The sequence below is a fragment of the Nitrincola alkalisediminis genome (assembly GCF_009821115.1).
GTDB classification, from domain to species: domain Bacteria; phylum Pseudomonadota; class Gammaproteobacteria; order Pseudomonadales; family Balneatricaceae; genus Nitrincola; species Nitrincola alkalisediminis.
Window position 1 is genome coordinate 52,433 of the sequence record NZ_VYTY01000014.1, and the last position, 12,136, is coordinate 64,568.

Annotated in this window: 10 protein-coding genes and 5 tRNA genes; 3 read left to right on the plus strand and 12 right to left on the minus strand. The window is 47.6% G+C overall.

The features are described from left to right. Positions 1–37: 37 nt before the first annotated feature. From F5971_RS16745 to F5971_RS16800, 12 genes are all read right to left on the minus strand, one after another. Entirely contained in the window at positions 38–2,152 is a 2,115-nt protein-coding gene (locus tag F5971_RS16745; RefSeq protein ID WP_193496202.1) for an EAL domain-containing protein, read from the minus strand. 122 nt (positions 2,153–2,274) lie between these two features. Further along, positions 2,275–2,349: transfer RNA gene (locus F5971_RS16750), tRNA-Gln, on the minus strand. A gap of 20 nt (positions 2,350–2,369) precedes the next feature. Beyond that, a tRNA-Met gene (locus F5971_RS16755) sits at positions 2,370–2,446 on the minus strand. A gap of 10 nt (positions 2,447–2,456) precedes the next feature. Then, positions 2,457–2,531 (minus strand) — tRNA-Gln (locus F5971_RS16760). 21 nt (positions 2,532–2,552) lie between these two features. Continuing rightward, positions 2,553–2,629, minus strand: a tRNA-Met gene (locus F5971_RS16765). A gap of 143 nt (positions 2,630–2,772) precedes the next feature. Beyond that, entirely contained in the window at positions 2,773–3,864 is a 1,092-nt protein-coding gene (gene ychF / locus F5971_RS16770; RefSeq protein WP_036512608.1) for a redox-regulated ATPase YchF, read from the minus strand. A 22-nt stretch (positions 3,865–3,886) separates the two neighbouring features. Further along, a complete protein-coding gene (pth, locus tag F5971_RS16775) occupies positions 3,887–4,474 on the minus strand; it encodes an aminoacyl-tRNA hydrolase (RefSeq protein ID WP_036512610.1) in 588 nt (195 codons plus the stop codon). Between the two features lie 24 nt (positions 4,475–4,498). Then, positions 4,499–5,083 carry a 50S ribosomal protein L25/general stress protein Ctc gene (locus F5971_RS16780; RefSeq protein WP_036512613.1) on the minus strand — a complete coding sequence of 195 codons (585 nt, stop codon included), beginning with the start codon at positions 5,081–5,083 and terminating at the stop codon, positions 4,499–4,501. Positions 5,084–5,217: 134 nt separating this feature from the next. Further along, positions 5,218–6,159: a ribose-phosphate pyrophosphokinase gene (locus F5971_RS16785; protein WP_089503636.1), complete on the minus strand. Its 942-nt coding sequence runs from the start codon at positions 6,157–6,159 to the stop codon at positions 5,218–5,220. A gap of 66 nt (positions 6,160–6,225) precedes the next feature. Then, positions 6,226–6,301, minus strand: a tRNA-Gln gene (locus F5971_RS16790). Between the two features lie 126 nt (positions 6,302–6,427). Further along, positions 6,428–7,006, minus strand: a complete 579-nt coding sequence (gene lolB / locus F5971_RS16795) for a lipoprotein insertase outer membrane protein LolB (RefSeq protein WP_157682368.1) — start codon at positions 7,004–7,006, stop codon at positions 6,428–6,430. A gap of 3 nt (positions 7,007–7,009) precedes the next feature. Then, the gene (locus F5971_RS16800) at positions 7,010–8,725 is read right to left on the minus strand and encodes a tetratricopeptide repeat protein (protein ID WP_036512619.1); all 1,716 of its coding nucleotides are present in this window, start codon (positions 8,723–8,725) and stop codon (positions 7,010–7,012) included. Between the two features lie 212 nt (positions 8,726–8,937). Here F5971_RS16800 and hemA point away from each other — a divergent pair, with 212 nt between their 5' ends. From hemA to prmC, 3 genes are read left to right on the plus strand one after another with little or no spacing between them, the layout of a single operon-like run. Then, positions 8,938–10,212: a glutamyl-tRNA reductase gene (hemA, locus tag F5971_RS16805; RefSeq protein WP_036512622.1), complete on the plus strand. Its 1,275-nt coding sequence runs from the start codon at positions 8,938–8,940 to the stop codon at positions 10,210–10,212. A 16-nt stretch (positions 10,213–10,228) separates the two neighbouring features. Then, complete coding sequence (gene prfA / locus F5971_RS16810; protein WP_036512625.1) at positions 10,229–11,317, plus strand: peptide chain release factor 1; 1,089 nt, start codon at positions 10,229–10,231, stop codon at positions 11,315–11,317. Further along, on the plus strand, positions 11,307–12,134 hold the full coding sequence (prmC, locus tag F5971_RS16815; RefSeq protein ID WP_193496205.1) for a peptide chain release factor N(5)-glutamine methyltransferase: 828 nt from the start codon (positions 11,307–11,309) through the stop codon (positions 12,132–12,134). Before prfA ends, prmC begins: the two co-directional genes overlap by 11 nt. Positions 12,135–12,136 lie beyond the last annotated feature (2 nt).

Sequence of the window (12,136 nt, forward strand, 5' to 3'; positions counted from 1 at the left end):
TCTAGAGCTTCATCCGTTTGGTTCACATGGATGGAGCTCAGTCTTCAAAAAATACATAGTCCATTTTAGGGCGAGGGGGCTGTAAGTAATACCCCTGGACGTAATGTATCCCTAGTTTAAATAGACTGCTCATAATTTGAGTGCTCTCGACCATCGGCATGATCAGCGTTAAATTACGCTCTTTGAGTGGATCGAGTAACTCATGTTGCTGGTCCAGGGTCATTGTCTGGCTAAGCATATCTTTCATGAAGTTAGGATCCAATTTTATGAAATCCAGCTTGGCAAGCGCAAGCAAGTGCTGAGACTCGGACGAGCTGCCATAGTGCTTTAAGCATATTTTGCAATGGAGTGATTTAAGGGCTTTTGCAAAGGCTTTAAAATATTCAGGACTGGATAAAGCGTCGGATTCGTTGATCTGAAACACGAGGTGGTCGGCAGGTAGTCTGAGGCTGCGAAGTTGTTCAGACAGCTTTATCAATATCGATTTGTTGCGAAGGGTGATGCCTGTGATATTGATAAATAAGCGGCTGCGACGTTTATCGATGATGGCATCTCGCAATAGATGCGTGGCTTTGTCTAAAACCCATTGATCCATTCGGCTTAAAAGTTTGTCATTGTGCAGGGGATCAAGAAATGTGCTGGGCTGCATTTCTTTGCCCTTGTCATCGACTAAGCGTAACAGCAGCTCATACGACGGTATTCGATCATCACAGTTCAATGGAACGATCGGTTGAAACAAGAAAGTGAAGCGATTGTGTTTAATTGCATCAACCATGACTTCAGTGGCTGAATAGTGGTTATTTCGTCGTGTTAGGCTCGAATGACTCCGGTATACATTTGTGGCATTGTCGGATGTATCTCTATGTTGGATGTCTTTGGCCGCCATACGGGCACGGCTCAGCGCTTCGCTGCTGCGAACCGTGTTTTCATTTAATATGGCAATTCCAATCGAGCATTGCGTTGAAAGAGTCTCCGTGCCGAGTGTAATACGGAGCTGATTAATCGATGATGCGAGGTCTTTTGCGATGCTGTGTGCTGTTTCAAGATTGGAGCTGGGCAGGATGATGCCATAGGCTTCATCCTCAAGATGCGACATGGGATGAAGAGCAGGGTCTAGAAAGGTTTGCAGAAAGTTTCCTATCTGCTGGCTTAGTAGATCCGTACCCTCACTGCCATGTGCGTTAAACACCGTTTTATATGCATCGAGCGTCAAATAGAGTAGATGGCTGTCATGTCCGCCCTGGCTTGCTTTGCTGATGCAGTTATCCAATTCGGTCATTAAAAAATTGCGGTTTCTAAGCCCACTAATTGGATCAGCCGAATGAATAAAGTTGGGGCTTTGGGCGGCTTCATCTTTGAACTCAAGGCGAAGGATGTTTTTGGATTCGTCGGTGGCTTGCGAGATCTTGACGCTTGCTGCGATTTTGGTACTAGTTGACGTTAAAATATGAAGCATAACGTCTACTTCGGTGCTCTCTTCGGTTCTTACTGAGTTTAAAGCCTCTTTAAACAGTTCTTTTGAAGGGGGGGTAATCAGAGTGTCGATACTGATTTCATCAAGGGGCGTTTCTAAGTCTAGGCCAAATAGATAAAAAAAGCTTTCATTGGCATAGGTAATGTCATTTTCAGCTAGGTAGCAAACTGCAGATCTTAGGTCGTCAGTTAGGAGTTGAATTTGGCTTTCGCATTTTTCAAGTTGGTACTCTAAGAGTCGACAGCGCCGCCGATGATTGAGCTGTTCAATCTCTTGAGTGATATACATCAAGGTTAATAAGGGTTGTGATTGGGTGAAGATTGGCCTGATGCCTTTTGTCAGCAGTTCTGAGTGATCTTCTTCGCTTAGATAGGCGTCAGTCAGAAATAAAAAAGGAATGTCCTTGTTAAGCTCCTGGAGCTTTTCGGCTGCACGCTCAGCGGTTAAAAGTGGCACCTGCTCATTGCTGTATAGAATGATATCCCAACTGCGTTCGGAGAGGCTGTTGGAAAAGCCATCAATATCGTTAATGAGCTTATATCTCGGGCTGGTATTTCCCGAAAGCATCAAGGTTTGCAAGCTGGCTGCAGACTCGCGACTAAAACCGATAAATAACGCAGAAACTGATTGATCGGTACTTTGTTGCGGATCGTTAGAGAAGGCGTTTAACTCATCCATTGAATTTAGGTTTACCATAGCTTAATGCGTGGTTAGGGTCATTGGCTTAATAGTAACGGTTAAATTCAGAAATGTCAGTAACAAAAAACGAATGTTTGGATAAAGGAGGGTTTTAAAATAGATGGCAGGGGTAGGAGGATTCGAACCTCCGCATGACGGGATCAAAACCCGTTGCCTTACCGCTTGGCGATACCCCTGTAAAATCAGGTCTTTTGTATGGTGGCAATAGCGGGACTCGAACCTGCGACCCACGCATTATGAATGCGTTGCTCTAACCAACTGAGCTATATTGCCAACATGAATATGGCAGGGGTAGGAGGATTCGAACCTCCGCATGACGGGATCAAAACCCGTTGCCTTACCGCTTGGCGATACCCCTAAAAACCTTTTGTCCTCAAAGTGGTGGCAATAGCGGGACTCGAACCTGCGACCCACGCATTATGAATGCGTTGCTCTAACCAACTGAGCTATATTGCCACTGTGCTTTGAAGGCGGCAAATTATTCGCTTTTTACGCTTAGTTGTCAATAGTCTATGTGTAAAAAACTTTAAAATGCCTTTTTGATGAAGCGATAAGAGGTTAATCTTCCTCTCGCCCCATCCATTATTACGCGCGAGATTTTATACGTTAAAGCGGAAATGAACAACATCCCCGTCTTTGACTATGTAGTCTTTGCCTTCAAGGCGCCATTTTCCGGCTTCTTTTGCACCTTGTTCGCCTTTAAATTGCACGAAGTCTTGGTAGGCAATGACTTCTGCCCGAATAAAGCCTTTTTCGAAGTCTGTGTGAATCACTGCTGCCGCTTTAGGGGCGGTGTCACCCACTTTAATCGTCCAAGCCCTGACCTCTTTAACGCCTGCTGTAAAATAGGTTTGCAGGCCTAACAGTTCGTATCCTGAGCGGATAACGCGATCTAGGCCTGGTTCGTCCATGCCCATTTCTTGTAAAAACTCTAGTTTTTCTTCGTCGTCAAGTTCTGCAATTTCAGATTCAAGTTTGTTGCAAATGGCGACAATACTAGCGCCTTCTGAAGCCGCAAGGGTTCTGACCGTCTCGAGGTGTGGGTTGTTCTCAAATCCATCTTCGGCCACGTTTGCGATATACATAGTGGGCTTTGTAGTCAGTAGATGGAAGGTTTTGATTAAGCGCTGCTCATCTTCGTTGAGTTCAAGCGAGCGAGCGGGTAAGCCTTCGCTGAGATGAGGGAGTAGCTTTTCAAGTAATGCTTTGGCGGCTACGGCCTCTTTATCGCCACCTTTGGCGTTACGGGTAACGCGCTGTAGCTGTTTTTCAACCGAATCGAGATCTGCCAGTGCAAGCTCAAGATTGATGGTTTCAATGTCGTTTAAGGGGTCGATCTGGTTGGCAACGTGGATTACATTGTCGTCTTCGAAGCATCTGACAACGTGGGCGATGGCATCTGTTTCACGAATGTTGGCTAGAAACTTGTTTCCAAGTCCTTCACCTCTGGATGCACCCGCAACTAATCCAGCGATATCGACAAACTCCATGGTGGTGGGTACGACGCGCTCAGGCTTGACGATGCTTGCAAGCTCATTGAGGCGAGCATCAGGCATAGGGACAACGCCTGCATTGGGCTCAATGGTGCAGAAGGGAAAGTTCTGTGCTTCGATGCCAGCTTTGGTTAGTGCGTTGAAAAGAGTCGATTTGCCGACATTGGGCAGTCCGACGATACCACATTTAAAACCCATGATCAGATCCTGTATTTTTTAATCAGCCTTTAAAGCTGTGCAGTTGATTCATTGCTCGTTGCCACTCACCGGAGACGGCTAACGGTAAGAAACGCAGTGCTTCATCTATAGCGGCTTGAGTTTGCAATTGTTCGGCTTTGGGTGCTTTGGTTAATACGTAGCCAGAGACTTGGCTAGCGTGGCCTGGGTGACCAATGCCGATGCGCAAGCGATAAAAGTCTTTCGTATTGCCTAAACGTGAGATGATGTCTCTAAGTCCATTGTGGCCACCATGTCCGCCGCTAAACTTGAGTCTGGCAGTACCGGGCTGTAGGTCGAGTTCATCATGCGCCACTAAAATTTGATTGGCCTGAATTTTATAGAAATTTGCGAGCGCTGCAACGGATTGACCGCTCAGATTCATAAAAGTCGATGGAATAAGTAAATGAACGCTGAGGTTGTTCAGATTGACTTTCGTTGTGAATCCGTGGAAGCGTGGTTCAGGCTTGAGAGGGGAGTTGAGGTGGGCAGCAAGCTGCTCCACCAAGTCGGCGCCGGCATTGTGACGGGTGTGCGCATATTGTGTGCCTGGGTTTCCTAAGCCTACAATCAGAGCTATTGGGTCATTCATGCCGGACACCTAGTGTCAAGAATCTTACTTCTTAGCGCCACGTGGAGCGTAGCAGTAACCGATACCTTGGTCGTGGTCTTCGCCGCGACGCAATGCAACGATTTCAACGCCTTCTGGTAAAATGATGTCTGACAAGTGGGCAATTTGTCCCATTTCGATGTTAGACAAATCAACATCTAGAACTTCTGGCAGATCTTTTGGCAAGCAAAGGATTTCAGCCGTTGAAGCTTCAGCTGCGAATTTAGCTGCTGCTTTAGACGCTGCAGATTTTTCGAAGTTGATGAAGTTCAATGGAACCTGGATTTTGATTTTTTGATCATCAGCAATGCGTTGGAAGTCAACGTGCAGTACAACAGGTTTAGATGGGTGACGCTGCAAATCTTTGATGATAACAGCTGTGTCATTACCGTCTAAGCGAACAGTTAGGATAGAAGAGTAAAAACCGTCTTCTAACAGCATACGGTAGAGATCTTTACCGATAACTGAAACGGCTGTTGGTGTTTCAGTTCCGTAGATGATACCTGGAACCATGCCTAGGTGACGCAGGCGGCGGCTCGCACCTTTCCCCTGATCTGCACGGCTAACTGCATTAACAATAAACTTTGACATTATAAATTACCTTTTGGTGTTAAAAACTGCAAAGACTCGCGACCAAATATTTGCAGTGTTAGGTTGTCCCCTAAGGGAGTAAAGCATTAGCAATGCTAGTGCTTTCAGGCTGAATTGCCTGTATCCGTACAATATTATCTGAACATTGCACTGATGGATTCTTCGTTGCAGACGCGTCTAACGGCTTCTGCCAGCATGGGTGCCAGCGTCAGTTGACGAATCTTGCTGCATTTTTTAGCTTCAGCTGAGAGTGGGATGGTGTCGGTCACCACTAACTCGTCTAATTCTGAGTTGATAATATTACTGATAGCAGGGCCTGATAAAACCGCGTGTGTAACATATGAAACGACGCGTGAAGCGCCTTTTTCTTTAAGTGCTTTTGCGGCTTTGCAGAGCGTACCAGCGGTATCACACATGTCATCAACGAGGATGCATGTACGCCCCGCGACATCACCGATGATGTTCATGACTTGCGATTCATTTGCACGCTCGCGGCGTTTATCAATAATGGCCAGATCGCAATCGAGTTGCTTTGCCACTGCACGAGCGCGAACAACGCCGCCGACGTCAGGAGATACAACCATAAGATCGGAATATTGTTGGTCTACGATGTCGTCAAGTAAAACAGGCGAGCCGTAGACGTTATCAACGGGAATATCAAAAAAACCTTGGATTTGATCGGCATGAAGATCAACGGTCAAAACGCGGTCAACACCTGCGCTGGTCATCATGCTTGCCACCACTTTTGCACTGATGGGTACGCGAGTTGAGCGTGGGCGGCGATCTTGGCGGGCATAACCAAAGTAAGGAACAACGGCTGTGATTCTCATGGCAGATGCACGACGCATCGCATCTGCAAACACAATGAGTTCCATTAGGTTGTCATTTGTTGGTGCGCAGGTCGACTGAATGATGAACACGTCTTTTCCGCGCACGTTTTCTTGAATCTCAACACTGACTTCGCCATCACTGAAACGACCAACATCTGCTTTCCCTAATGGGATATCCAGGCGTTCTACCACCTTTTTTGCCAGGTCTGGATTGGCATTTCCGGTGAAGATCATCATGCTTGACATGGGATTTACCTTCTTGATCGTTTCTGGGTGATCGACAGATGTTGAAAGGGATTCGTTCATAGTTTTTGGCTGGGGTAGGAGGACTCGAACCTCCGCATGCTGGAATCAGAATCCAGTGCCTTACCAACTTGGCGATACCCCAGTCGTCTCCTCTGCAGATAACTGCATATTTAGGAAGGGCAGTATTCTCTTTAAAACAGAGTGAAAAATCAAGTCTAAACGACAAAAAACCACGAATTTAGCGGGATCCAGCCTATTTTATTGAAAATTATAGGCGCCATTGGCTCACAATGAGAGTGATGGTTAGTCCCTCCCTCTCCATCCGAATGCGTCGAGGAAGCAACAGGTTAGGATTAACTTGTTCGAAGCGGCTGGCATCAATTTTCCAGCCTGATTGCGCAAATGAAAAACCTCGTTCGCTTTCATGCGTTTCAAAGATGACATTTGGGTCAGGGATGCCTTTTACCCAGTAAATGCCGTGACTCACTGGTAGGCTCCAGCCAAGCATGGCATTCATAAGGGCTTCAGGTGAGCGTGCTGTGTAAAGTGTTTCTTCGCCTGCTACCTGCATTTCAACAAACCCGGGTCTGCCCTCAAGGCGAGCGACGGATTGGTTAAAAGGCCCAGCACTGACATTGATTTCATAATCACGTTGCTTTTGTTGCCAATGAATTGAAACAGAGTCGGATCGATCTTCCAGTCGCAGGCTCATTCGGCCCTCAAGTATCCAATCATTTAAATCGTAGACAGGGCGCTGTGCCTGCATGCTTTCAGGTAAGAGGGGTGGTTTGCTGCTACACCCCACTAGAAGGGATAGCAACACGAGTAAAATTAAAAACTGGCGCACGGTTTACTGGACCCTGATTTTTTCAGCGGCATTCAACAAATGTCGATCATCTGGATTGTCGCGTAGGTGGTTCAATAAGAGCTCTTCAGCGGCATCTTGCTGTCCTAGCTCTGATAATACCCGGATTAAATGAGCCGCAACTTCTGTATCAGGATACAGTAGATACGCGCGTTGTAAGTAAGAGAGAGACTCGTTTAAGCGACCCAGTTTAAACAATGCCCATCCCATTGAGTCTAAGATAGCAGGATCATCGGGTTTTTGTCTCAGTGCATCTTGAATCAGTTGGTAGGCTCTATCGTAGTTATTTGTATGCAATAACAAACTGTATCCGAGTGCATTCTGAATCATAGCACTGTTTGGGTCGATTGAAAGTGCACTTTCCAAGTCTGCCAGCATTAGGCTCGAATCTTGGTCATCATAGAGCAAAGCGCGGGTGTAGAGTAATCGGGTATCGTTTGGGTGAATGCGAATGGCTTCCGATAGGTGTTTTACCGCTTCTTGCTGAAAGTCATATTGAGTGAGCCAATTTGAAAGAAGAATGGTGAGATCTGTCGTGTATTCCGGCTGAATGTCTTGAGCAAGTGCGATGGTGTTAATCACATCGTTTAGGTACTCGCTGGTGTTGTAGAGTTCGAGCAGACGCGCACGTGATTGTAAAAACGTTGAGCCAGCGCTTACAGCTTGGTAGTGCGCCATAGCCAGTTCTCGTTGACCCTGGAGTTGGGCAATGTGGCCTAGATAAAACTGAACCTCTTGCATGTCAGGATAGAGCTCGGCTAAGCGATGTAAAAGGCTCTGGCTTAGATCGAGTCGTTGATGGTCCAGTAACAGCAGTGCAAAGTAAATGTGAAGTTCTGGATCATCAGTGTGGTCATCAAGGAGGTCGTTAATTAATTTTTCCGCTTGAGACGTTCGATTGCTCAGCAGTAACAGTTGAGCGTACTGAATTCGAATTTGTTGTTGGTGTGGATGGCGAGCATGTGTTTCTTGCACAAGTCGAAGGGCTTCGTTGAGTCGTTCTTGTTGGCGGAGCAGTTCCGCTTTTTGCAGGATCAAGGGTGGGTAATAGGGTGTATGGGTTAAGCCTTGATCGAAGATGCGCATCGCCATCTCTGGGTTGTTTTCACGAAGATGCAAAAGACCGAGGGCAAGGTGTACATCCGAGCGGGTGGGGTGCTCTTGTAAGGTGGCGGTTAGTAATCGAATGTATTCGCGTGCGATATCGGCACTTAAGGATTCACTTTGAGAACTGACCAACAATAAAATATCGGATTGAGGGTCGTTGATGACTTCACGAAGTAGGGGGAGCGCCTCGCTGAAGCGTCGCTCATGCAACAAAATGCTGACCACTAAGTGTTTTGGTTCGGCTGCGCTCGGATCTGCGGCAGACCACAGGCGAGCGGCCGCAATAACGGCTTCACTGTTGCGTAAGAACTGCGCGATACGTGTGGCGCGTTCTGCCACCGCTGCGTCTTGGGTTAAGTGGGCTTGGCGAAGGTAGCGCTCAAGAGCTTCATCATAATAGCCGAAGCGGCCGCCCATTTCGGCGACGAGTAAATCAAAAAGGATTTCACGATTGAGTTGGCCGGGTAAGTAGACGACGGGCTCAAGAGGGATATCGTTAATAATTACATCCGTTGACTGATTATGAGTGTCAACACGGCTCGCGCAGCCAGACAGCATCAATGCACTAAGTAATCCCGCCAAAAACATTTTCATCTACACACAGTCCTCTGTATACACGGATTTTATCACTATAGAGTAACTCAATAAGGCTTGTCGATTGATACATTCATCATTTTAATACGCAGGTGTTTTGGGCTTGGTTTGCTAACGGACAGTCTCTGTCGCTCAATTGACTTAATCCTTGCAAGGGAAAGGTGTATGATTGGCGACTTAATTTTAGGTTGTTAGGTAGTGTATCTGTCCTTATGGCATTGCTGGCGTTAGGTATTAATCATAAAACAGCACCTGTGGAGGTGCGTGAGCGTGTTGCTTTTGCTCCAGAAAAGCTGGCGCAAGCGCTGCATGATGCGCAGCTTAAAGCAGGCTTACAGGAGATTGCAATCTTATCAACCTGCAATCGAACTGAGTTGTATTGTTGCGCACATCAAACGTCTCATGAAGCGTTGATCGATTGGTTGGCGTACTATCATGCGCTCAATCCAGATGCATTACGCCAGTGCCTGTATCTGCATCAAAATGATGCAGCCGCGCGACATATGATGAGAGTTGCCAGTGGTTTGGACTCCTTGGTACTGGGTGAACCTCAGATCCTAGGGCAGCTCAAATCGGCATACAGTATTGCGCAAGAAGAAGGTTTGGTCGGAGCTGAATTGGGGCGTTTATTCCGGCATACGTTCACGATTGCAAAAAAAGTAAGAACACAAACCGCCATTGGACAAAATCCAGTATCCGTGGCCTATGCAGCTGTCAGTATGGCCCAGCATATTTTTGCTGATTTAAGTGAAAGCAAAGCCTTGCTGATTGGAGCTGGTGAAACGATTGAACTGGTTGCACGTCATTTGCATCGTGCAGGTGTGCGCAGCCTAACGGTTGCCAATCGTACGCTGCCACGTGCTTTGGATTTGGCCAGTATTTTTGACGGAAAGGCCATCGCATTGGGTGATATTCCCGATGCTTTACCCCATGCCGATATCGTTATTTCGTCAACGGCGAGTCAGTTGCCCATTTTGGGTAAGGGAGCCGTAGAAACCGCATTGAAAAAACGCAAACACCGCCCCATTTTTATGGTGGATATAGCGGTGCCAAGGGATATAGAAGCCCAAGTGGGTGACCTTGAGGATGTCTATTTGTATACGGTAGATGATCTTAAAGAAGTCATAGAAGAAAATCAGCGTGGGCGAGAGTCTGCCGCGCGTGAGGCGCAAACTCTGATTGATCAAGGCACTGACGAGTTTATGCGACAGCTTCGTGAATTGGATGCGGTGGATACACTCACGGCTTTACGAGAGCATGGACATGCCATTTGTGAAGACGCGTTGCAAAAAGCATTAAAGCAACTTCATGCCGGAAAACCTGCAGAGGAAGTTCTACAGGTGATGGCACGGGGACTAACCAACAAGTTATTGCATCAGCCAACCGTTCGATTACGTCACGCCTCAGCTGAAGGGCGGGATGATTTACAGAGATTGGTGACCGATCTTTTTCAGCTCTCCGAGCGTTCGACAGTCGACGATCGATAACAGGACCTAGATTAACATGAAAATTTCGATACAAAATCGGCTAGACAATCTCGCCGATCGTTTTGAAGAGCTTTCTGCATTGCTAAGTGAAGCAAGCGTCATTACTGACCAAAATAAGTTTCGCAGTTATTCGGTAGAGTATTCAGAACTTGAACCTGTGGTCGTTAAGTTTAAACAGTGGCAGGGTGCACAGAGCGATCTTGAAGAAGCTAAGGTAATGGCCAGCGATGCCGATCCTGATCTTAGAGAAATGGCGCAAGAAGAGATTGAGACAGCGCAAGAACGTATTCAGCAGTATGAAAGTGAGTTGCAGCTCTTACTTTTGCCGAAAGATCCTAATGATAACCGCAATGTCTTCTTAGAGGTGCGTGCGGGCACCGGAGGCGATGAAGCGGCCATTTTTGCCGGGGATTTGTTCCGCATGTATTCACGCTATGCTGAGGTCAAGGGCTGGCGTGTCGAAGTGATCAGTGCAAGCGAAGGTGAGCACGGTGGTTTCAAAGAAATTATTAGCCGTATTGTTGGACAGGATGTATATGCGCATTTGAAATTTGAATCGGGCGCACACCGTGTGCAGCGTGTACCCGAAACTGAATCTCAAGGGCGCATTCATACCTCAGCCTGTACCGTGGCAGTGATGCCGGAGATGGATGAGGCCGCCGCCATCGAAATTAACAAAGCCGATTTACGTATCGATACCTACCGTGCGTCTGGAGCGGGCGGGCAGCATATCAACAAAACGGATTCCGCAATTCGTATTACCCATCTTCCCACGGGGTTGGTGGTTGAGTGTCAAGAAGAGCGGTCACAGCATAAAAATAGAGCCAAAGCACTTGGTTGGCTGGCCTCCAGACTGCAACAAGCGGAATTGGATCGTCAGCACGCCGAGCAAGCCAGCACCCGAAAAAGCCTAGTGGGCAGTGGCGACCGTTCAGAGCGTATACGGACGTATAATTTTCCGCAGGGGCGCGTGACGGATCATCGGATTAACCTGACGTTGTATAAGCTTAATGAGATTGTTGCGGGCGAGCTAGAGGCCGTGATTGCTCCCTTGAGGCAAGAGTATCAAACGGAGCAGTTGGGTAATCTCAGCGATGAAGGTTAAGGATGCCTTGGCGTGTGCGCGGATATTAACTGATTCCGACTCGCCGCGAGTGGATACCGAGACCCTTTTGCTCTGGGTGCTGGATAAGCCGCGAAGTTATGTGTACACATGGCCCGATGCAGATCTGAGCCCAGCGCAAGCTGCACAGTTTACTGAGCTGATTGAAAAACGTCGCCAAGGTGAGCCCGTGGCACACTTGATTGGCTATCGTGACTTTTGGACACTTCGACTGGCCGTGTCGAATGCAACCTTGATCCCTCGCCCAGAGACAGAGATGTTGGTTGAGTGGGCGTTGGAGCATTTGCCATCCAGCGCTCAACGAGTGGCCGATCTTGGGACGGGAACGGGGGCTATTGCGCTTGCGTTGGCCAGTGAACGGCCTAGTTGGCAGCTAATTGCAACCGATCGAATACCTGAAGCGATTGAGCTGGCGCGCAGCAATGCCTTGGCGCTTAACTTGCCACAGGTGGATTTTCGATTGGGGAGTTGGCTGGAGCCTCTGCAAGAAACGTTTCATTTGATTTTAAGTAATCCTCCTTATATCGATCCGCAGGACCCGCATTTAGATAAAGGGGATGTGCGGTTTGAACCGAGGTCAGCGTTGGTTGCTGACGAGAAGGGATTGGCCGATATTCGGTGGATCATTGCTCAGGCACCTTCATATCTAGTGTCTGGCGGCTGGTTGGTGTTTGAGCATGGCTTTGATCAAGCGGCAGAGGTACGGGCCCTTTTTGAAGCACAAGGATATCAAGATGTGTTTACGCGGCAAGATATAAGTGGGCACGATCGTATTACCGGTGCTCGCACTCCTCATTAAGC

Excerpts from the sequence above, each read along its gene's own strand:
- F5971_RS16745 (WP_193496202.1), bottom strand. The coding sequence starts at position 2,152 with ATGGATGAGTTAAACGCCTTCTCTAACGATCCGCAACAAAGTACCGAT.
- ychF (WP_036512608.1), bottom strand. The coding sequence starts at position 3,864 with ATGGGTTTTAAATGTGGTATCGTCGGACTGCCCAATGTCGGCAAATCG.
- pth (WP_036512610.1), bottom strand. The coding sequence starts at position 4,474 with ATGAATGACCCAATAGCTCTGATTGTAGGCTTAGGAAACCCAGGCACA.
- F5971_RS16780 (WP_036512613.1), bottom strand. The coding sequence starts at position 5,083 with ATGTCAAAGTTTATTGTTAATGCAGTTAGCCGTGCAGATCAGGGGAAA.
- F5971_RS16785 (WP_089503636.1), bottom strand. The coding sequence starts at position 6,159 with ATGTCAAGCATGATGATCTTCACCGGAAATGCCAATCCAGACCTGGCA.
- F5971_RS16800 (WP_036512619.1), bottom strand. The coding sequence starts at position 8,725 with ATGAAAATGTTTTTGGCGGGATTACTTAGTGCATTGATGCTGTCTGGC.
- hemA (WP_036512622.1), top strand. The coding sequence starts at position 8,938 with ATGGCATTGCTGGCGTTAGGTATTAATCATAAAACAGCACCTGTGGAG.
- prfA (WP_036512625.1), top strand. The coding sequence starts at position 10,229 with ATGAAAATTTCGATACAAAATCGGCTAGACAATCTCGCCGATCGTTTT.
- prmC (WP_193496205.1), top strand. The coding sequence starts at position 11,307 with ATGAAGGTTAAGGATGCCTTGGCGTGTGCGCGGATATTAACTGATTCC.